This is a genomic window from Johannesbaptistia floridana, assembly GCF_057440575.1.
Map to the genome: position 1 here is coordinate 1 of NZ_JALKVM010000411.1, position 23,873 is coordinate 23,873.

Genomic DNA, 23,873 nt, shown 5'->3' on the forward strand with positions numbered 1-23,873 from the left:
CTACTATTCTAATTCCTCAACCCAATCTACAAGGAGTGCGATCGCCTGGTTCCCCCCTTGGTAAGGGGGGTTAGGGGGGATCTAATTCCTCAACCCAATCTACCGGGAGTGCGATCGCCTGGTTCCCCCCTTGGTAAGCTATCCCTTATAAGCAACTCACCAAACCCTTGTATAGCAGGGAGCACCGGAGCACCGGAGCACGGGAGCAGGGAGAGGGGTTTTAAGTAAAATTACTTAAGTTTTGGATAAAATGTATATTACTATACATTATTTTCTTAAACAGAATCTAACAAAGCACTTACCCACAAGTTGGTGTTTTTGTCAAGTTTTATGTTAAGAAAGATGTTTATAAAGCATAGCTTGGTAAGGGGGGTTAGGGGGGATCTAATTCCTCAACTCATATCTTCCACCAGAACTTATGTACTAATTTTTAAGGAAAAATGTTCTTTATGGTTAATTCTCTATAATCTTTGTATCCTAGAGGTTTAACATCAATTCTCTTACTCATTACTCATTACTTCAAAACTCATTACTCAACCACAACCAGTAACTTTTGATAAAGATGCAAGATCTGAGTCAACCCAATCTACCGGGAGTGCGATCGCCTGGTTCCCCCCTTGGTAAGGGGGGTTAGGGGGGATCTAATCCCTCAACCCAACCTACAGGCTACTACCTTCTTACTTCAAAACTCATTACTCATTACTTCAAAACTCATTACTCATCTAGGTGCGTTACGGGCGAAGCCCTAACACACCCTACTCATACTGGCAATTTTGAGCAGGTTTTCTCTCGGGGGCTTTTGATGATAACTGTAAACATCTATTTGCGAGCTTGCTATACTTTCTGGCGACGAAGTTTTCTCATAGCACCCATTGAAGCTAAAGCAAACCCTTTTCCCAGGATAGTTAAAGGTTCTGGAACTGCCTGTAGTTGTCCCCGTATAGCTCCCGCCGGATCTCCTACTGTATGCAAGTTAAAATATAAATCTACATCTTCTCCAGGATTTGCTGCCAACAAGCTAGGAATAAAGTTATCTAAATCGCCAGTGGTAGGATTACCATCTCCAGGTGCTCCATCATCTGGTCCCCAACTTCCTGTGATTGTAGCCGAACCATCCTGATTAACTACAATATTTACATCATTATCAAAGTCATGGTCAGGATTATAAATCCCAAAAACTACTGGACCATTGACACCGCGTGCCCCATTGTGTATGTGAAAAAGAGTGACTAAATTGTCACTACTATCGGGGGGAATCTGGTCAGCAGGAGTTCCTGCTTCAAAGGCGCTAAAATCAAAGCCTGGACCAATATTAACCACAAATTCTAAAAAAGAACCATTTTACTCTAATTGAGCGCTTCCGGTTATAGGAGAATTAGTTACTCCTGCGGGGGATACTTCTTGAGCACTATTTAGTACAGAAGTAAACATTGTAGCACTGTGAGCTGGTAGAGAGTTAACTACAGGTACAGAGGCTAATACTAAGGTGGCTAGAGTTGATTTGACTAGCATTTTTTGGGAATTCATAAATAATCTCTAATTTAATTTATCGGTATAGATAATTTTCAATGCTAATAATTAGCTATTATCTATTTTTATCTAGACGTTAACACATATTTATCGAAATTCCCTGAGACTTGAGAATTTCTCAAACCATAAGAGTATTCCATCAGCTAAACTCTCACTTAATTCCTGTTGAGATTGAGGATCTACAATCCACTCAAATTCAGTAGGATTAATCATAAATCCTAACTCTAGTAAAACTGTAGGGGCATAGTGAGGGCGAGTTAAAGCTAAATTATTCCAGTAGACCCCATAACTAGGACGATTTAAATCTTCAACTAAATGGTTATGAAGAAATACAGCTAAATCATGGGCTTGAGGATGATACCAAAAAGTACTAATACCAGAAGTATTAATGGCATCGCCAGCATCAGGTAAAGCATTATAGTGAATAGAAAGAGCGATCGCCGGTTGAACTTCAGCAATCATTTCTACTCTCTCCTCTAGAGACATATAAACATCAGTTTCTCTAGTTAAAACCACCTTAGCGCCGAGTTGTTCTAATTCTTTAGCTAATAATTGGGAAATAATCAGGTTAATATCTTTTTCGGGATAACCTGTAGGACCTCTAGCGCCTAATTCACTACCGCCATGACCGGGATCTAAGAGAATAGTAATATCCTGTAGGGGGAAAAGACTTCTAGGGCTAATGGCGGGAGGGTGTTGGATAGTTAGAATTAAATTACGATGATCATAGCCCAAGTCATAACCCCATTGTTGTGGAGATTTAAAATGAATAGTATATTCTACTTGAGTGGGGGTAACTTGTTGCCAATCGAGACGTTTTAGCCAGGGATGATCATCAAAGCGAATCGTGTCAGTTTGGGCGATGGCGTTGTAGAGAGTGAGAGTTAAAGTAGTATCGGTTTGTCTAATTTTAACTGGTACGGGTACCTGTAGAGGAAAAATAACTTCAGTTTGATGATAACCTGCCCTAGTATTGACAAAACTAATAAAGGTTTGGGGGGGGATTTGACCAGGAATGAGTTGAGTCTCCTCCGCCTTAATCCAGGCGCCATAATCTAGGCGTAACCATTCTCCCTGCTTACCAGTTACTGCGGCCCTCGTGCCTTCAGGTAAGGGGGTAAGACGAGAATAGGTGGTACTAGGTCCAGTACGAGCTACACCCTGATTACTAGTAACTGCTACCACATCTAAATTATCAGGAGGGATAATAGTCACAGTAGCATCACTTTCAGTAACTACAGGTCGGCGATCGCCTAAATCTAGTTTAAATCGAGGATTACCAAGAAAACCCGTTTGAGTGAAACTAGTACAACCTTGATAATAATTAATTGTTGCTTGAGAAGTTGTGGCGTTGGGGGTATAAATAGCGGTATTGGGAGGAAGTTGTTGCCAATTCTCCTGAGGAAACAGAGAAATAGTTTGATTTGCTATTTTCACAGTTACTTGAGCTTCACTAGGTGCTACAGCCCCAAAACAGACCAATTCTTGCTGTAGCCTAGTAATATCTTCTCTTGGGGTGAAAGAATCGGGAGCAAAATCATCATCTGAGGTTAATTCTGGTTGAGTAGATACCCGTGTAATAACTCTTTCGATAACTTGGTCTTGATAACGGAGTGTGAACTTATTTTCTCCCATCTTCAGGGGTAAACTAGGGGCAAAATGTCCCGCTTCGCTTCTCTCAATTACCTGGTCATTGATTAATACTTCTCCTGGTATGGGGGCAGTGCCGATAAAGAATATAGAAGCAGCAGTAGTAGTATGTTTAGCTGGGGGATAAGCTAAATAAAGAGAAGTAGAAGCATAACTAATAGTAGAATAGCCAGTAGTTAAAATTAAAGTTGCTAAAAAGAATTTATAGCCTTGCACCCTCCAATACTGCGTAGGTTTGGATTTTGACCGCGTCAGGCGGTCATCCGCAAGCCCCGGATTTAAAATCCGGGGCACGGATGACTTTTCTTTGAGGCAAGCAGAGGAGCAGGGAGACCGGAGCTGGGAGAGGGATTTTCGGCTTTCTCCCCTGCCCCCTGCTCCCCGCTCCCTTGCAGTCTCAACAGGGGATTTAGGCTTAACCGAGCAGTATTGTTGCACCCTCGGCAAAAGACAAGAGGCAAAAGGCAACAATGATTGAAAGGTTTTGTTAATAAAATGTCTTTTCATTTGTGCCAAAAATAAAAGTTATATCATGTGCGTTTAATTAGTTATGATCAAGTTCTACCTTCATACCTTCTTCTTTTCTTTCTGCCTCGGTGCCTCTCTTGCCTCCTGTCTCACCTCATTTTTATCGTAAGTATTCACCCGAACTTGATATTAGTTATTGATAAATCGTATCTTCAAAAGCGCGGTCAAAAATAAAACCTCTCTCTTTAACCACATCATCTCCTAGGGTTTTACGTACAACATTCATAGTTCTTGCCAGAAGGTAGTTAGATTGTCTACTCGTTGCTACAGGTATAGTATTAAAACCCATATTTAAGACTCTATCTAGCAAACCAATAACTCCTTGAACTAATGATTTATTTTCTGCAAAAAACCTGACTGTCCAATCAACAAATATAGGTTGCCAAACAATTTCATGCTCAACAGAAGAATCAGCGTACAATTTAATTAAAGTTGCTAAATGTGCTCGATGTTTTTCTATCGCCTCAATCGCTGTTTCTGGATTTTCAAGAGCAAAATATCTATTTAATACAGTTTCCGTAAACACAGACGCTTGATCTCTTCTAGAAAAGGTGGAAAAATAAATAAATGAGTTATCTAATTTAGCAGCATAACCAGAACCAAGAACTAGGGTAGCAGCACCTCCAATATTACTATCTACCCAACCTCCTGCAACTCCTAGATAAGCACTATAAAAATCATCACCTCTTTGAATCATTCTCGTGGGTCTCATTAGTTCAAATTGTGGTTCAGCTTGCCAGTTTTGTTCAGCGATTGGTTGATAAAATCGATTAACACCAGTGTTAAAATTACCAGAAATTTCCGGCACAAACGGAGACAATTTCTCAACTAATACTGGACTTAAATCCGGTTCCCGCAGGCCATAATTTAACATAGTTAAATAATTATCAACTACGGCAATCACGTATTTATCCATATAAGGATCTTTTCCCTTAACTAACTGTTGATAAAAAGAGGAATTAATAATTATTTCTGCTGTTTCTTGGTTAACAAACACAAAAGGCACTAAATCAGTATATTGAGGAGGTTGTTGACGTTGATTTCGATAATCAACTATGGATTTAGCATCGGCTAATTCTCCATAAGTTAAAGATATAATTCCCGTAGGTGGTTTTTTAGCTAAGGCTTGACGTACAGGATGTTCTGGGTTGGTGCGAAAATCCTCTAAATCAGCCCCTCTTTGATTGCGAGAAAAGTTAGCATTTTGATATAATTCTCTGAGGATTGCTTGAGATTGTTCCCAAATATCAAAAGTAACTTGACGATATTGATTACGAATTTCTCGATTATTGGCTACTTCTCTCAATTCTTCTAGAGAGTGATAATTCATAAATTGATTTAACCGCTTAACTTCTGCTACATCATCAAGGGTAATATTTTGAGCTAACATTACTCTTGTGCCAAAATCTAGCATAATTCTTTCATGGCTAAATTGGGAGCTCCACCAGGGAGGATTGGGATTTGAATCACCATCCAATGTTATATAAAATCTTGTTTCTTCTCGGTTGAAATCCGTAGCTAGAGCCATATATAGTAATGAGTCAGCGAGAATTAATACTTCTGCTTGGGTGGCAGATTGGGGGCTAAAATCAGTTCTGGGAAAAAGTTGTTTATTTTGTAATAATGAACCATAAGCAGCAACAAAAGCGCTACCTGAACTAGCTCCTGAAACACAAGCCACATTAAAATATGCAGATGTGGGTGATTCTAAAGCAGCATTTCTGAGTATTTCTGATGCCCAGGTAAAGATACTTGACCAATTATAACCATTTCCAGAAGTGGAAAGACAAACAATAGGATTATCAATATTTTTTAACTCATTAGTTTGATTGGAATCATCAAGATTGTTAGCCCATACTAATTGGTAATTGGTGATTAAAATAACTAAACTAAATCCTAAAATGAACTTTTGAAAAGTTTTACTAATTAAATTAATTTTTTTGCTCATAGATAATTAAATTATTACTTATTATTAACTACTTATTACTGATTATCAAGGAAATAGAACTTTAATCAGTTTATACCATAAACTCAGCTCTTTTACTAGAACTTATGTACTAAAACACCTGAGGTCACCTGAATTCGGAATTCAGGTGACCATTGTAAGTACGTCTATAGTAAAAAATAAAGTTTTCGCTTCCCTTAACCTCTATAACGTAAACCCTCTCTTGCCTCCTGCCTCGGTGCCTCCTGCCTCACCTCATTTTTATGGTAAGTATTCACCCGAACTTGATATGATAAGTATTTTTTATAGAATGCTTTGGATAATCTGAGACAATCTTTCTCAACAGAAGGTAGTGGATTTGCCACTCTTTAGCATAAACTAAAGTATATGGTTAAAGATAAAACCATAGATTCTTGTCTTGAATTGTCAAACCAGAAAACTTTAGGAGGTAACCCAAATGACCCAGCAAGCCAACAAGCTAGTTATCGTCACAGAAAATTTGCTATTAAAAAAGATCGCCAAAATTATCGACAAAGCCGGGGCTACCGGTTATACGGTGGTAGCCGCCGGGGGTAAAGGCAGTCGCAATTTGCGATCGTCAGGACAACCCACAGTTTCCGACACCTACTCAAATGTCAAGATTGAGGTGCTCACTCCCAATCGGGATATAGCTCTGAAGATTGCGGATGAGGTGGCATCGCAGTTTTTCGACGATTATTCAGGCATCGCCTATATTTGTCAGGCAGAAGTACTACACGCCCACATATTCTGACCGCGAGAGAAAACCTGCTCAAAATTGCCAGCCTTTACCAGTTAATGGTTTGGGGTCACAAATAACTTATGAAGTGGCGGAGAGCGCCTCCCAATAACTCAAGATTATTGACCAAAAAACAGCCTCTAAGGCGCTCTCCGCTTTCGCTGGCAATTTTGAGTAAGTTTATTGCACCCGCGCTTATGGGGTTATCCCCGAGCTCCTGATTGAGATAAAGGACATGGAGGAGGGAATCGTCAAACAAACATAAGATAAACTTATGATTTGAATTTGAGATTGCGTTTCAAATTCCTATTAAGGAACTAGAAAATCTGTCCATTTTAGTATAGACTTAAATATATGAAGATTTTGGTTTTGATAGGTAAAGCTCTATGGAAAGTGGTGCAGTATAACTATCCCCTTTTCACCGAGTTCTAAGAGCGACCAGAACTGAAAACCATTTCGACAGGTTCTCATGGAACAAATATCTTGTAAGGGTGAAGCCCTTCACCCTTAACTTTAAAAGCTCATTTATCAAAATAATCACTCCTAATAAGAGGAGACACAAGGAGGTATTTTATTTATGGAATTCTTATCAGATTTTTTTACGCGCTTCCTAGCGCAGTTGCAGTCACCGACACTCGGCTTTCTAATTGGTGGTGGAATAGCTGCCGCAGTTAATAGCCGACTGCAAGTTCCAGATTCGATATATAAGTTCATCGTCTTTATGTTGCTCATCAAAGTTGGCCTCAAGGGGGGCATTGCAATCCGCGAGTCTAATCTGACAGAGATGCTATTGCCCGCAGTTTTCGCCGTCTTAATCGGAATAATTGTTGTATTTCTAGGGCAATACACGTTGGGCAAGCTGCCGAAGGTTAAAACTGTAGATGCCCTAGCGACAGCAGGCTTATTCGGTGCCGTAAGTGGCTCTACCCTCGCCGCCGGTATAACGGTACTGGAAGAAGCAAATATGCCATACGAAGCCTGGTCCGCAGCACTCTATCCCTTCATGGACATTCCCGCCCTGGTGACGGCGATTGTTTTAGCCAGTGTTTATACCAGCAAGCAGAAGTTGGCCGCAGGCTTGTATACCAGCGAGGAGCCCGTTACCGCAGGGGGGTATCCTAGCAAGAAGGAGGTTACCGCAGGTGGGCATTCCAGTAAACAACGCATTATCGCCAGTGGTTATCCCAAAGATGAGCAAGTTACTCCAAGCCAGAAGGTTAAGATCTGGCCCATCGTTAAGGAAAGCCTCCAAGGCTCTGCCCTATCAGCACTACTCCTCGGCCTTGCTCTAGGTCTGTTAACCCGGCCAGAAAGTGTTTATGAAGGCTTCTATGAGCCCCCCTTCCGCGGCCTACTTTCGATACTGATGTTAGTAATGGGTATGGAGGCCACAGCAAGAATTAACGAGCTGCGCAAGGTAGCCCAGTGGTACGCCATATACGGCCTAGTTGCGCCCCTGGTTCATGGGTTTATAGCCTTCGGTTTCGGCATGATTGCCCACTATCTCACCGGATTCAGCCTTGGCGGAGTCGTTCTCCTCGCCGTCATCGCCAGCTCCAGCTCCGACATCTCAGGCCCCCCCACTTTACGCGCTGGTATCCCTTCAGCCAATCCCTCCGCCTACATCGGCTCCTCCACCGCAGTTGGTACCCCAGTGGCGATCGCCTTGGGAATACCTCTCTACCTCGGGCTTGCTCAGGCGCTTATGGGCAACTGATTCCATACTGGTCGAAGTCTGCCGGAGCTTCCCATGCCCGGCGCCTTCACCTCTCTGTAACTCAGACCGCTTCTAAAAATCTACTCAAATTTACTCAAACAGCAAAATAAGACAGAAAGATGAATTTTTTGAGCTGCATTACTTGCCCTGTCTCAGTCGTATCTATTTAAACCTTGTTTTTAGCATAATTGAGTCTGTAGAACCGGCATATAAATCAGCTATTGAGTTATATAACTGTGATTCATTCATCTTTATCAATGATAAAAATCTTTAATATGAGTAAACCATTCTTTTCTACTACTATCCCAAGTGTAGAACATGTGACCGCCTTTGTAATTATTCAGAGTCAAATTATCCCGAATTTCTGGGGCTAACTTCATTAAACCCACTAAATGCTGAGAAGCAAAATAAGTGGTTACTAAATCAAAAACACCGTGGTCAATTCTTACCCGTAAATGGGGATTGAGATTCATGCCTATACGTAAATCATCCACAGCCCCTAAATAACCCTGTTTAAACTCACTCTCTAGTTTAAATTGCCATTGTTTAAACACATCAAAATTAAGTAAATAGTAACTTAAATCCGTATCAACCTGGAGGTCTACCCGGAGATGATGATTAATTCCTGCGGTAAATATTCTTTCAAAGCCACTGAGGGTAGGATCGCTCCCTTCGTAGTTACTGCGGTCTGGAAAAGGGTCAAAGGCTGTGATGGAACCGTCATAGAGACCTAGAATTTTACCCTTGTCTTCCAGTAATTTTCTGGCAAACACTTCCCTGTCAATCCTGCCACCATATTTACTAATTACTTCAAATGGTAAACCAATTAAATCACTAAGGGTTTGATATACTTTCGCTGCTTCTGCGGCAGAATTATCTTCTCCCTTAGCTAAAAAGGGAATGAGAGTCTCTCGACTAAAAATTTCTGCTTGTTTAATACGGCTATAGACATCTCCCGCTTCTCCCATCCATTTAGATAAGCCATGATGAACAGCGACACCAGCAAAACAAGGTACCAAACTAGCCCAATAACTCAAATTATAGTCTGTACCTTCAAGTAAACTAAACTCTAAGGCAGGAGAAATTAAAATCGCCCCAGATAAACCTACTCCAAAACTTTCTTGTAATAAACGAGCTAATTTCGCCACCCGAAAACCGCCATAACTTTCCCCCGCTATATATACTGGCGATAGCCATCTGTGTTTTTTTGAGAGAAATCTTTGAATAAATTCGCCTATGGCTTTTAAATCTTGTTTGACTTCCCAAAATTGCGCCGAAGGAGAGGGCTTATTGCCTTCTGGGGTTTGCTCTTTTGGTTTTTCGCTCTTTTCTTCCTCTTCTGGTAAAGCGCGGCTAAAACCAGTACCAATGGGGTCTATAAATACTAAATCAGTAAATTCTAACCAGCTTTCTTGATTATCTACTAGTTTAACTGGTGGTTTAGGCAGATTACCATCAGTGTCAAAAGCCACTCTCCTAGGACCAATCGCCCCCAAATGTAAATAAGCAGATGACGCTCCTGGACCACCATTAAATACAAATGTAATCGGTCTAGAGGTCACCGAGTCAATGTCAGCTATATAAGCCACAAAAAACAGTTCGGCGATCGCCTTTTCTTCCTTGTAGAGAAGTTGCCATTCAGCCGTGGCAGTGTAGTTAATTACTTTATTTGAGTAAACTAATTTATGATTAGTGGTAAAACCGGGACGAGGTTGTTTAGGAGAATGAGAATTTGTAGCTTTATCGTTCATATTATCTTAAACAGTTAAAAATTCTTGAATATAGTTATTTACTAGTTGTGGTTGTTCGTTTTGTACCCAATGACTGCAATTAGGGATATATTTAATCGTAAAATCATTTACATACTCTTGAGTACCATAGGTAAGTTCTTTGCCTAAAGCTTGGTCATTTTCTCCCCAAATCATTAAAGTAGGTACAGTCAACACAGATGAGTAGGTATTGGGACTAAATAGATTTGACTGAGCAAAGTGACGATAATAATTAAGCATAGCAGTTAAAGCACCAGGTTGGGAGATCGCTTGAACATAAGCTTCTATATCAGTGTCGCTGAAGCAGCCTTGACTTCTAAACAAATCAGCCACTAATTTATAGTTATCCCAAGCAATCATAGTTTCTGGTAACCAAGGAAGTTGAAAAAAGAAGATATACCAACTTTTCATCAATTGTTCTGGATTAGTTATACCCGTTTTAAACTTAGCGGGATGGGGTATATTAAGCACAATTAGTTTATGCAGCATCTCTGGATAGGTATATGCGAAACTCCAAGCAATTGCGCCTCCCCAATCATGTCCAACTAAAATACATTTTTCAAAGCCTAAAGCTAAAATTAGTTCTCTTACATCTTTTACTAATTCTTTGATACTATAGGCATCTAATTCCTCTGGCTTATCAGTGAGATTGTAACCTCTTAAATCTGGAGCAACTACCTGATAATTTTGAGCTAATTCTGCAATTTGATGGCGCCAAGAATAGCAAAACTCAGGAAATCCGTGCAACATTAAAATTAACTCTCCTTCCCCTTGGGTAATATAATGGAATCTAAGACCATTAGCTTGGATAAAATTACTAGAATACAAACCAACACTGTTCATTATGAATACCTATGTTTAAAATCTACCGTTATTGCCTAATTTTTGCCATTATTGTGATGGTAACAGTTAACCTCTTTAGTTTACCAGCTCAAGCTGTTGATTATAATAAACAGACTCTCATCGGAGCTGATTTTTCTGGTCAAGATTTAACTGATGCTAGTTTTGATTTAGCTAGTTTGAGAGAAAGCAACTTTAGTAATGCAGATTTGAGGGGGGTACGTTTTTTTTCCGCTAACTTAGAAGCAGTTAATTTTGAAGGTGCGAACTTAAGCTATGCTACCCTAGACTCAGCTCGCTTAAACAATGCCAATCTCAAAAACGCTATTTTAGAGGGTGCTTTTTTAAGCAATGTTAAAATCAAAGGCATTAAAATTGAAGGAGCGGATTTCACCGATGCTTTACTTTTGCCCTACGAACAGAAACAACTCTGTGAGATAGCTACAGGTACTAATCCAGTCACAGGCAGAGATACTAGAGATACTCTTTTGTGCTATTAATTAATATATAGCATTTCAAAGGACTCATGAGGTTGTACCTAACTCTCGGAGCCTCAAAAGGATAACCTTTGTACCTCACCAGCCTTAAAAAGGCTATAAAAAAACCCAACTAGTATAAGTTGGGCTTAATTTTAACTAAGAAGATATTTTAGGAAGCGTCGGCTAAATTTTTAGCAACAAAATCCCAGTTAACTAACTTAGAGATGTAAGTATCAATATAATCAGGGCGCTTGTTTTGATAATCAAGATAGTAAGCGTGTTCCCATACATCCATAGTTAATAAAGGTACTTGTCCTTTGGTTAGAGGGTTATCAGCATTAAGAGATTTAGTAACTTTTAGAGTACCGTTGTCTAATACTAACCAAGCCCAACCACTACCAAATTGAGTAGCACCTGCTTGTTTAAACTCTTCTACGAATTTATCAAAGCTACCAAAATCAGCATTAATTTTATCGGCTAAAGCACCAGTAGGAGTACCACCACCATTGGGGGACATACAATTCCAATAAAAAGTGTGGTTCCAAGCTTGAGCCGCATTGTTAAATACACCAGTTTTAGAATCATCACCAGCGATCGCTTTAATTACCTCTTCAATGGGCTTATTGTCCCATTCTGTGCCTTCTACAGCAGCATTGTACTTATTTACATAAGCTGCATGATGTTTATCGTGGTGAAACTCTAAAGTTTCTTTAGAAACGTGGGGAGCTAAAGCCGTATATTCGTATGGTAGTTCTGGAAGTTTGTATGGCATAGTGTTTTTTCCTACTTAAGTCTTACAAAGATAATTTTAACTCAATCTAACTAATTAGTTTGAGTTTTTAATTTAAGTGTTATCCTAATTATTTGGTTGTGATTATGATTTTTTCTGAGAATTTATTCAGGATATCTGAAGAAAAATCAACCATAGAGCTAACACTGTTAATATTTTTTAACATTTACATCTTAGCTTAAAAAGGTACTTTCTGCATCCATCTTTTTATGTAATAGTAAATTTCCCATATATTACTTAGCGAAGCTTGAAAAGCTCCATGTTGATGACAATTTCCCAATGTCCAATCTTAAAGCCTAAATATGAGTTTGACAAGTTTGTAAACTGTTAAGTAAAAGAATAATCTCATCAATCGCCTCTTGTAAAACTTTACCCGATGCGGGAGACTGATTGACAATAATGCTAAAAACCAAAGGGGAATAATCGGGAGGCTGTAAATATCCTGATAAAGAGGCTACTCCTGTGAGATAGCCTGTTTTCCCTTGTAAATCTACTGATTCTAATCTTCCTGTAAGGGTTGTTTGACTAGCATCAGGAGTAGCTAAAGATTGTCGATAAGTTTCTCCTAGAGAGGATTTAGCCATCAAAGTTAGAGTTTCTACTAAAGCCTGGGGAGAAACTAGATTGTGACGGGATAAACCAGAAGCATCAGCTAGTTGATAACTATCTTTAGTCACTCCTAATTCTGTTAAAATTTCACTTATACTTAGACCAGATTCTTCCCTGAGAATTTTACCTAAAGCTTCAGCGTAGAGGTTATTACTTTCTTGATTAATCTTAGTTATGATTTCTACCAGAGGTGGTGAAGTTAAGTTAGTTAACTCTATGGCAAATTCTCCATTAGTAACTGAATCATAGACAATTGCTGTTGTTTCTATTTCTATACCCTCTAAGATAAGAAAACGATGGAGAGATTTTAAAAAATAATCTGTGGGATTAGGAATCGCTAACCCAAAAACTTCTTCATCTTCCTGTGTGGCTAATTCTCCCTGTATATTTAAGTAAGAAGTAGCAAATCTTCCCCTAAAGTTAATACCTCCATTTTCTCTATTTTCCACAGTTATAACTCGATTATCAATCTGCCATTGTCCTAAGGCTAAATAGTCTGACCAATCAATCCTGATTAATTCTAGTGGTTTTTGGGGGTGAACTGTCAACAGTACCGCATTTTCATTTAAAATTAAGCTATTAGCAGCAGCGCCATAGTAAAAATAAAGATCTGACCATTCCCAAGTAGGATTAACTCCCAAATCATCAAAGTAACTATCCTCCACCACTAGTTTTTCTATAGACTCTATTCCTTGGTTGCGTAAATTTCTCGCTAATTGTCTGAGTAGATTGCTGGTGATTGTGGGATCTCCTCTTCCTTCTATTCTTAATTCTTTTAAATGAGGAGCTGTCCCTATGGTATATATAGGGGTGTTAATCTCAAATTCTGGACCTAATTCTTCTAAGGCTGCCGCTGTTGTTAATAATTTTAAACTAGAAGCGGGCAAAAAGTAATTTTCTCCATCTAATTCGTAGATAATCTCTTCACTATCTTCAGTTTTTACCAGAATACCCCAACGCGATCGCCTAAATTCTGGTCGCGTCACTATTTGATTTATTTTCTCTTCTAACTGCTGTACACAGATGCTTTCTGATTCTGCTTTTGCTATACTAGTTGATACTAAGCTAATCAGTACGCTTCCTAACACTATCGCTCTTTTCATCTATTTCTATCAGTAGTTTGGCAAACTTCTCTAGTTTTTCTAAACCTTCTTCAATTATTTTTCTCCTCGAATCTTGGGTCGCTGCATTTTTTGCTGCTTTGAGAAAGATTAAATCGTTTTTGAGTAATCTTAACATTCGATGAGATTCTGTAACTAATGATTGCCACTGAGATACTAAACTTTTGGGTATTTTTTCGGGACTTATCTTCAGTAATTGTACGTATACTGCTTCGATTTCTCCTAGGGAATCTTGAGTATTCTCTTGTTTTTTCCTTAAATCTTTCTTTAATTTGGTTACAAGTTCGTACAATTTCTGATATACTATTTTATATGACTGAGCAGACATTTCTCTCTAGTTACGTTACAATTGTTTTAATATAGACTGTTTATTAGCAATTTTTTATCATCAAGATCAAAAAGAGGTAGCTGAAGTAGCTGCTAAATTTGGGATATGATTTAATAAAAAGTCTCATCCCCAAGTTTAAAGATTGAGAAGAAGATCACTAAACTTTAATAAATATAACTTTATTTTTGCATAATAGCTAAATCGATTAGTAAACTTATGAATATACCTACAATAAATAAATCCAACAATAATGACTTTGTCCCTCCTAAATGGTTACAAGAATGCCTAATAGTTAACCAATCAGAGAAAGACCAAGACAAGAATAATGGCCAAGATAATCAGGGCCAATACAATCAGGGCCAAGATAATCAGGGCCAAGATAATCAGGGCCAAGATAATCAGGGCCAATATAATAATGACGAAAATAAACTGATTTGTCAAGCTTTTGAGTTTGCCTACAAGCTACACGAAAATCAAAAACGTAAGTCAGGAGAACCATATATAATTCATCCAGTGGCAGTAGCAGGATTACTGAAAGACTTAGGGGGGGATAGTGCGATGATCGCCGCTGGGTTTTTACATGACGTGGTAGAAGACACAGATGTAACCTTAGAAGAAATAGAAGGGCGCTTTGGAGAAGAAGTAAGACGGTTAGTAGAAGGAGTAACCAAACTATCAAAACTAGAGTTTTCTAGCAAAACGGAAAGACAAGCAGAAAACTTTAGACGGATGTTTCTAGCGATGGCCAAAGATATTAGGGTGATAGTAGTAAAATTGGCAGATCGTTTACACAATATGCGAACTCTACAACATTTAAGTAGCAGCAAACAAAAAGCGATCTCCCTAGAAACAAGAGAAATTTTTGCTCCCCTAGCGAATCGTTTGGGGATAGGGAGATTTAAATGGGAACTAGAAGATATATCATTTAAATATTTAGAACCAGAAGCCTATAAACTGATACAAAATCACATATCAGAAAAAAGAGGAGATCGCGAAGCGAGAATCGAAAAAGTAAGTGAGATACTCAAAGAGAAACTAGAAAAAATCGGCATCAATATCAAAGAAATCAAAGGAAGACCGAAACATCTCTACGGTATTTATCAAAAAATGGAACGGCAGCAAAAAGAATTTCACGAAATCTACGATATTGCCGGATTAAGAATGATCGTTGAAAATAAAGATGAATGCTATCGTGCTCTAGCGGTAGTTCACGATACTTTTAGACCAATACCAGGGCGCTTTAAAGACTATATAGGGTTGCCTAAACCCAACCGATATCAATCCCTACACACAGCAGTAGTAGGATTAAATGGAAAACCTCTAGAAGTGCAAATCAGAACGATGGAAATGCACCAAATTGCTGAATACGGAATAGCAGCCCACTGGAAATACAAAGAAAGTGGCAGCAGTCAAGCTCAAATGAGTTCAGAGGACGAAAAATTTACCTGGCTGCGACAACTATTAGAATGGCAACAGGATCTCAAAGACGCTCAAGAATACATAGATAGTCTCAAAGATAATCTATTTGAAGATGACGTATACGTATTCACACCCCAAGGAGATGTGGTTGTACTAGCGAAAGATGCTACGCCTGTAGACTTCGCCTATAGGATTCATACAGAAATAGGTAACCATATCAAAGGAGTTAAAGTAAATGGTAGATGGTCAGTATTAGAGTGTTGTCTCGAAAATGGGGATATAGTAGAAATAATCACCAGCAAAAATAGCCATCCTAGTCTCGATTGGCTAAACTTTGTGGTGACACCAACAGCGCGTCATCGCATTAGACAGTGGTATAAACGCTCCCACAGAGAAGAAAACATAGCACGTGGTAGAGAATTACTAGATAAAGAATTAGGAAAAGCAGGGTTAGATGCTTTGTTGAAATCTGAATCTATGCAAAATGTAGCTCAAAAGTGCAATTACCAAAAAGTAGATGACTTACTCGCCGCCTTAGGTTACGGTGAAGTTACCCTGAATCAAGTAGTAAATCGTCTTCAAGAAATAATTAAAGATAGAGAAACAACTAACCAAGAGGGAGAGATAAAAACACTGGAAGAATCAGTGTGTAACTACGAAATCAAGCAAAAAGTTTCACCGAACAAAATAACCGATAAATCTCCAATTATCGGTATAGAAGGAATGCTTCATTATCTAGCAGGATGCTGTAAACCAGTACCAGGAGAAGCAATTAGCGGTATAGTAACCAGAAACGCTAGGGGAATAGCTATCCATCGCCAAGGTTGTCCTAATTTAGAAGGGATAGACGGCGATCGCCTAATTTCTGTAAGCTGGAACCCCCTCAATGATAATAGTAGGGGTGCTACTTATACAGTGGATATTTCTATAGAAGTACTAGATCGCGTAGGAGTGTTAAAAGATATCTTACTACGTCTTAGCGATCAAAATATCAATGTTTGTAATGCGGGAGTGAAAACCTACACTGGTAAACCTGCCCTAATTAAATTAAGTATTGATGTTTTCAATCATCAACAATTAGAAAATATTATCAAGCAGATCCAAAATATGAGCGACGTCTTAAATATTCGTAGAATAAGCGAAATAGAAGGGTAACATTTCTCTCATAGATTCTAGTAAGAAGGGGTACTTTTTATTTTTATGTTAATATTAGGAACTAACAAAATCGTGAGATAAAACTAAGATGAGTAAGTTTTATGTAGAAAATCCATATTTTTTAAATGGTGCGCCTAGATCTGGTACAAGCCTTCTCAGGCTAATACTTGCTTCACATCCTCAAATAGCTTGGTGTTCTGAATTTACCTATGTGGTTAGATTTGTTCAAGATGATGGAACTTTACCAGATATTCAAGAATATAGAGACTGGTTAGAAAGCAACTGGATGTTTCTGCGACAAAATCACACTCTTGATTACTCTCTAGATTATCTAGATTTAGTTAATAGTTTTCTAGAACAAGAAAGAGGTGATAAGCAGATAGTTGGTGGTACAGTACACGAATTTTTTAACCGATTAGTTTTATTATGGCCCAATGCCCGCTTTATTCACATAATTCGCGATCCTAGAGATGTTGCCCCTTCTTCTATTCAAATGGGATGGGGTGGTAATGTTTGGACAGCTTTAGATAAATGGATAGAAGCTGAAGTTTTATGGGATAAATTTAAAACTACCATCACCCCAGAAAAATACATAGAAGTTAAATATGAAGATTTAATTGAAAATTCAGTAGCAACTCTTACGGAAATATGCAATTTTCTAGGAGTTGAATTTACTGACAAAATGTTTGACTATACAAAACACTCTACCTACACTCGACCTGATCCCAAATTAATTAATCAATGGCGTAAGAAACTTTCTGAACGTGAAATTCAGCTTATTGAATCTCGCCTCGGAAATTATTTAACAGAGAAAAACTACGAACCTTCAGGATTACCTTTGATTGAATTATCTCCTCTAGAAAAAATCCAACTAAAAACTCAAGATTGGTTCTATAAGAAAAATCGTAATATCAAAATGTATGGATTTTGGTTACTGCTTTCTTCCTCAATTACTAAAAGGCTTAATAACAAAACTTGGCAAAAAAAAGTTAGTTTAAAAATGAAGGAAATCAACGATGAATACATAAAAAAATAAAATAAAGTAAAATTCTATTTTTTAAAAAACCTCATCTTCTATACCAAGCCACCATTCTCCCAAATTCATTAAATCTTGATGCAATGCTGTAAGATTGGCCATATATTCACTATCAGATAGTTGATGCCGTCTCTCTTGCAGTTTTTTTATTCTTAATTGAATTAATAACCAAGGTTTACTAATGCCATCAGTAGCTTCAATATATTTAGCTAATTCTTCACTATTCATCGGTAATTTCTCCTATTATTTCTCTTCAATACTAAAAGTTTACTGTTTTTTTAACTATTTATCATCACTCCAATACATAATATATTTTTATAAAAATATAGAATACTAATAAATTAATTTAGAAAAAGATATAATACTAAATAAATATTTTTTAGGAGAATTTTTTGAGTGGATTCCTATATTCCCCATGGACATTGTTACCTTTGGCAAACTAAATTAGTATTTCTTCATGTATTTTCTGATGCTTTAATAGCTATAGCTTATTATTCCATACCTATAATTTTAGTTTATTTTATCAGCCATAGGGATGATATTCCTTTTAAAAAAATTTTTATACTTTTTTGTCTGTTTATCATCTCCTGCGGGACTACTCATTTATTAGCAATTTGGACACTTTGGCATCCTGATTACTGGATAGAGGGTACTATTAAAGCTATCACAGGTTTAATATCTGTGTATACAGCTTTTCAACTAATTCCAGTTATTCCCAAAGCTTTAAATCTTCCTTCTCAAGGGCAACTTGAAACCTTAAATCAAAATTTAATTCAACAAATTACCGAAAAAGAAACAGCACAAGCAGCTATTTATAAACTTAATCAAGAATTAGAAAACATAATAAAACAGAGAACAGAAGAACTAGAAAAAAGTAATTATTTTGTAGAAAAAGTTATTAATTTAATACCAAATTTAGTTTATATATATGATTTAACTAGTCATCAAATTATTTATTGCAATAAATTTTTTCAAAATATCTTGGGTTGGTCAAAACAAGATAATAACAATTTAAGTTTAGATTTTATGCGCAGTATTTGCCATCAAGATGATTTAACTATCTTCAATGAATATTGGTTAAAATTGAGCGAAAAAGTTTGGATAAACAATTATGAATTTGATTATAGAGTTGGTGATGTTTTAGGTAAATGGCATTGGTTAGATAGTAAAAGCTATGTTTTTTCTCAAGATAAAAACAATGAAGTACAACAAATAATCACTATTGCTTCTGATATTACTAAAAGAAAAACCATTGAATCTTTGCAAATAGAACTTAATCACAAGATGCAAAAACAGATAAATCAATTAAAAATAAGAAATCAAGAAATGATTCAATTGGGAAACATTAATGATTTTTTGCAAGTTTGTAAGGATTTTTTAGAAGTTAAACAGGCATTAAATAGTTTGTTACAACCTTTGTTTGATAAAAAGCAAGGTGCTATATTTATTCTAAATGATAAAACCCAAAAAATGGAGATGGTTTCTAGCTGGGGAGAAAACTTAAACACGTCATGTAGCTTTCCTGTGGAGCAATGCTGGGCTTTGCGTCGAGGTAATTATTATTATCTTGCTGATTATCTCTACCCCAATTTAGCCTGTAAACATATTCAATTTGATAACGATATTAGTAGCAGTTTATGTTCTCCGATGATCGCCCAAGGAAAAATAATCGGCCTATTGTATTTAAGTAGCAAAAACGATGATAATTTAACAGAAACTGATGTTAGCTTAGCACAAACTGTGGCTAAGCAAATTGCTCTAACTATTGCTAATTTGAAATTACAAGAAACTCTCAAAGAGCAGAGTTATCGAGATGCGTTGACTGGTTTATATAATCGTCGTTATTTGCGAATTGCTCTCCCGAAATTACTTGATGATTTACATAAACAAAATCAAGAATTAGGGATTATTATCTTAGATATTGATCATTTTAAAAAGTTTAACGATAATTATGGACATCAAGCTGGAGATTTAGTTTTAGAACAAATATCTAATTATCTCAGATATAACTTACGTTCAGAAGATCTTATTTGTCGCTATGGCGGTGAAGAATTATTAATTGCCATTCCTAATATTTCCCTGAGGAAATTAGTGTTACGGGCTAGAGAGTTGCGATTAGGAATCAGTAATTTAGTGTTAATCTACCAAGAACAACATCTACCAACTGTTACAGCATCTTTTGGTCTAGCGATTTTCCCTCACCATACTCAAGATATCAATCAATTATTAAGTTTAGCCGATAGTGCCCTTTATAAAGCTAAAGCTAAAGGACGTAATCGAGTGATTTGTGCCAAAACTCCCCCTACTCAAATCTTCCACCTTTAGCAAAAGCTACTGGTGGATGAATAATGAGTTTTGAAGTTTTGAAGTTTTGAAGTAATGAGTTAAAGAATTAATGCTAAACGCTTAAAAATTGGTTGACCAAAAAGGCGTATTCAGTATTTTAGCAATAGGGATAGAAAAGCAAGAGAATTGCCAAAGCATTGCATCTGTAAAATCAACTCAGCTCAAAAAATAAATGAGATAGAGCAATAGATTGGGCTTGGGGCATTTGCCCATAGGAAAATACCCAAGGGATATCTAAGGGGAGTTGAGGCTGAAACCATTCTAAAATGTAGGGACTTCCATAAATCACTACCCCTCGAATTGAATGGTTTTTTAATAATTGTTGGAAAATGTTTTGGGTTAAAGAAGAAAATCCCGCACTCCCTCGAAAAGGATTACCACGGACAAAAATCTGCAACAAATAACTTTTATTTTGATGGATAATCAAAGGGAGAGTGTTTTCATCTACTACCTGGAGTTGATAGCCTTGGTTTTTAGGTATGGTAACTGCTGGATTATGAAAACTAACTATATTGTTATTGAGAACATTATCTAGAATAATGAGATTAGTATCTCTAGACATTGAACCATGATTTAGAGGTAATTTTCCACCAGAAACTAGAGATTTGTGCAGTATTTGTTCAATAGTTTTTTTACCTTCAGCAGTAGATAGTTGAGAAGGAAAATTAATAGGTTGTGAATCAATCATCCTGATTTTTGCTTTTGCTTCCCAGATACGAGCATTAGCTTCTTCAATTCTGGTGCGGTTTAATTCACCTCTATCTATGGCTTTGAGAATAGCATTGATTACTATATATGGATCTTCTGGCATTAATAAAATATCTGCGCCTGCGGCGATCGCCTTCACTGCGATAGTTTCTAAGGGAGCATAGTTAGTAATTCCCCCCATAATTAAAGAGTCGGTAACTATTAACCCAGAAAAGCCTAAATTGTTTCTTAGTTGGTCTGTAATAATAGTTCGAGATAGGGTAGCGGGATATTTTGGATCCCAATCGGGGATTAATAGATGAGCAATCATCACACTATCTACACCTGCGGCGATCGCCTCTTGAAATGGTGGCAATTCCACGCTTTTGAGTCTTTGATTGGTATGTTTTAATACTGGTAATTCTAGATGAGAATCCGTGGCAGTATCTCCATGTCCGGGAAAATGTTTAGCTGTAGTTAATACTGAATATTTTTGCGCTCCTTTAATAAAAGATGTAGCTAGTTTACCTACTAAGTTTGGTGTTTCGGCAAATGCCCTGACGTTGATTACTGGATTTAGGGGATTATTGTTAACATCTACTACTGGGGCTAGTAACCAATTAATTCCGATACTCAAGGCTTCTTTTGCGGTAATTTCTCCCATCGCTTCTGCATATTTTTCTGCCTTTTCTGGAGATTCCTGGGCAATTTTTCCCAATGCTAAAGGTGGGGGAAACCAACTAGCGCCCGAGAAACGTTGTCCTACTCCTTCTTCGATATCTGCGGCTATGAATAGAGGAGTTTTAGCCCAATTTTGCAATATCTCAGTTTTTTTAGCTATTTCTGCCGCTGAGCCTCCTAATAAGATTACCCCACCTAAGTTTAACTTTGATAACCAAGTCAATAATTGTTGGTTAGAAGCTTCCCAGATAGGGTAAGGTCTTTGGTGATTAAATAAGTAGCCAGATGTCCGCACAACTAACATCTGGGCGATTTGCTCAGCTAGGGGCAGATTAGTCCAACTTGGTAATTGCTGCATCAACTATTTACTTGATTTTTGTCTTCGCGATCGCGACTTAGTTGATCTAAGAGGTTAATCATGCGATCTCCTCTTTCTAAAGAATCATCTTCTTTAAAGATAACCTCAGGGACTCTTCTGAGTCGCATTCTTTGGCCTAGTTTTTGTCTCACAAAAGCAGTAGATGCTGCTAAGCCTTCCATAGTTTCTGCCTTGGCTTCTGGTGTTCCATAGACACTCACAAATATTTTAGCGTGTTGTAAGTCGTTTGATACTTTTACATCAGTTATACTTACCATTCCTGCGCCTACACGATCATCTTTAATCTCGTTTAGTAGCAGTTGACTTACTTCCCGTCGGATTTGTGCCGATACTCTAGAAACACGACGATTATCAGCCATAATTATGTTCTTCCTCCTAGTTAACTTGCTTGTTTTCTGCTTCCCTCTCAGGCTTTATCCAAATTGGTTTTTTTACCTTTCTCCTCTACTTTTTTACTCTCTCCTGAGGAGCTTTTCGTATGTGCAGTATTTTATAATCGAATCTGGTATCATAGAATGATAGCGCTGAAGAAAGGGAAAAACCTTTGAATACTTTAATTAGTGAAGAAGTTTAAGACAAATCCTCACCATCTTCAAGCGCAATGCTTGATCCACTGCTTTATTTTATCAAAATAATTATATTTCTGCTAAAACTAATTATATAATCCTTCTTCTGCTTATTTTCTCAATTTTTTTCTCTGGCAGTCGCAATTACTATTAAGATAAATTGTTTAACTTTTACCCTTTTCCTTCTCTTGTGTTTTGCCTACAACAATAACTGATATGTCTTAAGAAATCTGTCTATGGCTATAGTTTCAATAGTCAGCTAAAGAAATAGTGAAGCAACTACTGTGAAACAATTGTGATAACTTAGAAATAATAGTGCAAAATAATTTAGTATTATATGAAATTATTAAAAATATTGCCTCTTGCCTTATTAGTGATGAGTGTCTTGCTGATTTTACAACAAAATCAACAAACTGTTTCATTAAAGTTATTTGGATTTTATCGTACTCCTGATTTAACTTTAGGACTTTGGATTATCTGGTTTAGTTTTCTAGGAATAGTTACAGGTTTATTTTGGCAGTTTGTGATATATCTGCAAACTAGTAAAACTAAAGATAAAGATAAAACTAAAAAATTTAATAGTGATTCAAAAGCACAAGGTAATAGTAAAAAGCCAAAATTTCCAGAAGTAGAGGCTAAAAATCAAGGTTGGGAAAATCAACAACCGCCTCAAGAAGATTGGTATACACCTCCTCCCCAACCAGAGATTAATCCCAAAAAAGTTTCATCAGAAGAGACTCCTAAAAATCAAGATTGGGAAACCAAACAAACACATCAAGAAGATTGGGGTGTCACTTCGCCACCAGAGATTAATCAAAAAATCAATGAAAAAGTTACAGATAAAAGAGATTCAGTATCTGAGGCATCACCAGAAGAATCACAATCACAGCAAAAAAATACAACCTATTCTTACAGTTATCGTCAAGCTACGCCAAAACAAAGAAAAAATAAAACCGATCAAGTTTATGATGCCAATTACCGGGTAATTACTCCTCCCTATCGCCAATCACAAGACTCACCACCACCATCACTTGATGATGATGATGATGATGAGTGGATATAAGGGCATTAACCAGCTATCTTACGAGATTGTTGAGTAACTTGACCTCTAATTACGGCTTGTTGTAACCTCATAAACGCTTCTAAATCTTCTCGACTGTGTTCTCCCTTCAGTTGTAGTCTTAATTCTTTTTCATTATTTACTGTTAATTTACCTGTTGCTATTGCTTTTTGAGCAATTTCTTGAATTAAAGCCATTTTTAACTCTTTCACTCCTCACTGAAAAATTTCGTTAAACTCAAGCATTCTACTAATCTTAATTTTTATATTAAGATAACAAATTATATGCTGTTTTCATAGCTATATTGAGGAAAGTTAATGCTTGAGTAAAATATTTGATAAATTTTATACAAAAAAACTATGGGTGACTAGAACTGTTAAAAGGCGATCGCTATTTCGACACAAACCAATAAATACTAAAGTAGTATAGTATATTTATATACCATCTCAATCACTAATATCATTTCCCTAAAAAAATGCGA

At 37.2% G+C, this 23,873-nt stretch carries 20 protein-coding genes; 7 read left to right on the plus strand and 13 right to left on the minus strand.

Features of this window, described 5'->3' with window-relative positions:
* Nucleotides 1-834 precede the first annotated feature (834 nt).
* The 4 genes from MW688_RS23365 to MW688_RS23380 all read right to left on the minus strand — a co-directional run bounded on the left by MW688_RS23365 (nt 835) and on the right by MW688_RS23380 (nt 5,656).
* A complete protein-coding gene (locus MW688_RS23365; RefSeq protein WP_486738415.1) occupies nt 835-1,320 on the minus strand; it encodes a PEP-CTERM sorting domain-containing protein in 486 nt (161 codons plus the stop codon).
* A 21-nt stretch (nt 1,321-1,341) separates the two neighbouring features.
* On the minus strand, nt 1,342-1,527 hold the full coding sequence (locus MW688_RS23370) for a hypothetical protein (RefSeq protein WP_486738416.1): 186 nt from the start codon (nt 1,525-1,527) through the stop codon (nt 1,342-1,344).
* A gap of 90 nt (nt 1,528-1,617) precedes the next feature.
* Nucleotides 1,618-3,396, minus strand: coding sequence for an N-acetylmuramoyl-L-alanine amidase (locus tag MW688_RS23375; RefSeq protein WP_486738417.1), 1,779 nt, complete (start codon nt 3,394-3,396; stop codon nt 1,618-1,620).
* A gap of 445 nt (nt 3,397-3,841) precedes the next feature.
* On the minus strand, nt 3,842-5,656 hold the full coding sequence (locus MW688_RS23380) for a hypothetical protein (protein ID WP_486738418.1): 1,815 nt from the start codon (nt 5,654-5,656) through the stop codon (nt 3,842-3,844).
* A 454-nt stretch (nt 5,657-6,110) separates the two neighbouring features.
* Here MW688_RS23380 and MW688_RS23385 point away from each other — a divergent pair, with 454 nt between their 5' ends.
* Both MW688_RS23385 and MW688_RS23390 read left to right on the plus strand, forming a co-directional pair.
* On the plus strand, nt 6,111-6,425 hold the full coding sequence (locus MW688_RS23385; RefSeq protein ID WP_486738419.1) for a P-II family nitrogen regulator: 315 nt from the start codon (nt 6,111-6,113) through the stop codon (nt 6,423-6,425).
* Between the two features lie 562 nt (nt 6,426-6,987).
* Nucleotides 6,988-8,127 carry a sodium-dependent bicarbonate transport family permease gene (locus MW688_RS23390; RefSeq protein ID WP_486738420.1) on the plus strand — a complete coding sequence of 380 codons (1,140 nt, stop codon included), beginning with the start codon at nt 6,988-6,990 and terminating at the stop codon, nt 8,125-8,127.
* 254 nt (nt 8,128-8,381) lie between these two features.
* Here MW688_RS23390 and MW688_RS23395 read toward each other — a convergent pair whose 3' ends face one another.
* Nucleotides 8,382-9,878 carry a S10 family peptidase gene (locus tag MW688_RS23395; RefSeq protein WP_486738421.1) on the minus strand — a complete coding sequence of 499 codons (1,497 nt, stop codon included), beginning with the start codon at nt 9,876-9,878 and terminating at the stop codon, nt 8,382-8,384.
* A 6-nt stretch (nt 9,879-9,884) separates the two neighbouring features.
* Entirely contained in the window at nt 9,885-10,739 is an 855-nt protein-coding gene (locus tag MW688_RS23400) for an alpha/beta fold hydrolase (RefSeq protein ID WP_486738422.1), read from the minus strand.
* Nucleotides 10,740-10,795: 56 nt separating this feature from the next.
* Here MW688_RS23400 and MW688_RS23405 point away from each other — a divergent pair, with 56 nt between their 5' ends.
* The gene (locus MW688_RS23405) at nt 10,796-11,236 is read left to right on the plus strand and encodes a pentapeptide repeat-containing protein (RefSeq protein ID WP_486738449.1); all 441 of its coding nucleotides are present in this window, start codon (nt 10,796-10,798) and stop codon (nt 11,234-11,236) included.
* A 148-nt stretch (nt 11,237-11,384) separates the two neighbouring features.
* Here the strand turns inward: MW688_RS23405 and MW688_RS23410 are convergent, their stop codons facing one another.
* The 3 genes from MW688_RS23410 to patD all read right to left on the minus strand — a co-directional run bounded on the left by MW688_RS23410 (nt 11,385) and on the right by patD (nt 14,063).
* Nucleotides 11,385-11,987 carry a superoxide dismutase gene (locus MW688_RS23410; protein WP_486738423.1) on the minus strand — a complete coding sequence of 201 codons (603 nt, stop codon included), beginning with the start codon at nt 11,985-11,987 and terminating at the stop codon, nt 11,385-11,387.
* 314 nt (nt 11,988-12,301) lie between these two features.
* Nucleotides 12,302-13,717, minus strand: coding sequence for a D-alanyl-D-alanine carboxypeptidase/D-alanyl-D-alanine endopeptidase (dacB, locus tag MW688_RS23415; RefSeq protein ID WP_486738424.1), 1,416 nt, complete (start codon nt 13,715-13,717; stop codon nt 12,302-12,304).
* On the minus strand, nt 13,680-14,063 hold the full coding sequence (gene patD, locus MW688_RS23420; RefSeq protein WP_486738425.1) for a heterocyst frequency control protein PatD: 384 nt from the start codon (nt 14,061-14,063) through the stop codon (nt 13,680-13,682). The genes dacB and patD overlap by 38 nt, the downstream gene beginning before the upstream one ends.
* 216 nt (nt 14,064-14,279) lie before the next feature.
* Between patD and MW688_RS23425 the strand changes: the two genes are divergently transcribed.
* Together MW688_RS23425 and MW688_RS23430 are read left to right on the plus strand one after the other, a co-directional pair.
* Entirely contained in the window at nt 14,280-16,637 is a 2,358-nt protein-coding gene (locus MW688_RS23425) for a RelA/SpoT family protein (protein ID WP_486738426.1), read from the plus strand.
* A gap of 88 nt (nt 16,638-16,725) precedes the next feature.
* Nucleotides 16,726-17,673, plus strand: a complete 948-nt coding sequence (locus tag MW688_RS23430; RefSeq protein WP_486738427.1) for a sulfotransferase family protein — start codon at nt 16,726-16,728, stop codon at nt 17,671-17,673.
* 21 nt (nt 17,674-17,694) lie between these two features.
* Here the strand turns inward: MW688_RS23430 and MW688_RS23435 are convergent, their stop codons facing one another.
* Nucleotides 17,695-17,901: a hypothetical protein gene (locus MW688_RS23435; RefSeq protein WP_486738428.1), complete on the minus strand. Its 207-nt coding sequence runs from the start codon at nt 17,899-17,901 to the stop codon at nt 17,695-17,697.
* A gap of 168 nt (nt 17,902-18,069) precedes the next feature.
* Between MW688_RS23435 and MW688_RS23440 the strand changes: the two genes are divergently transcribed.
* Nucleotides 18,070-19,998: a sensor domain-containing diguanylate cyclase gene (locus MW688_RS23440; RefSeq protein ID WP_486738429.1), complete on the plus strand. Its 1,929-nt coding sequence runs from the start codon at nt 18,070-18,072 to the stop codon at nt 19,996-19,998.
* Between the two features lie 172 nt (nt 19,999-20,170).
* Here MW688_RS23440 and MW688_RS23445 read toward each other — a convergent pair whose 3' ends face one another.
* Nucleotides 20,171-21,745: a glycoside hydrolase family 3 N-terminal domain-containing protein gene (locus tag MW688_RS23445; RefSeq protein ID WP_486738430.1), complete on the minus strand. Its 1,575-nt coding sequence runs from the start codon at nt 21,743-21,745 to the stop codon at nt 20,171-20,173.
* Nucleotides 21,745-22,125 (minus strand): 30S ribosome-binding factor RbfA, encoded by a 381-nt coding sequence (gene rbfA, locus MW688_RS23450; protein WP_486738431.1) that lies wholly within the window; start codon nt 22,123-22,125, stop codon nt 21,745-21,747. Before rbfA ends, MW688_RS23445 begins: the two co-directional genes overlap by 1 nt.
* Before the next feature lie 544 nt (nt 22,126-22,669).
* Between rbfA and MW688_RS23455 the strand changes: the two genes are divergently transcribed.
* Nucleotides 22,670-23,395 carry a hypothetical protein gene (locus MW688_RS23455; protein WP_486738432.1) on the plus strand — a complete coding sequence of 242 codons (726 nt, stop codon included), beginning with the start codon at nt 22,670-22,672 and terminating at the stop codon, nt 23,393-23,395.
* 5 nt (nt 23,396-23,400) lie between these two features.
* On the opposite strand, the gene MW688_RS23460 is transcribed toward MW688_RS23455, so the two are convergent.
* A complete protein-coding gene (locus MW688_RS23460) occupies nt 23,401-23,604 on the minus strand; it encodes a hypothetical protein (protein ID WP_486738433.1) in 204 nt (67 codons plus the stop codon).
* Nucleotides 23,605-23,873 lie beyond the last annotated feature (269 nt).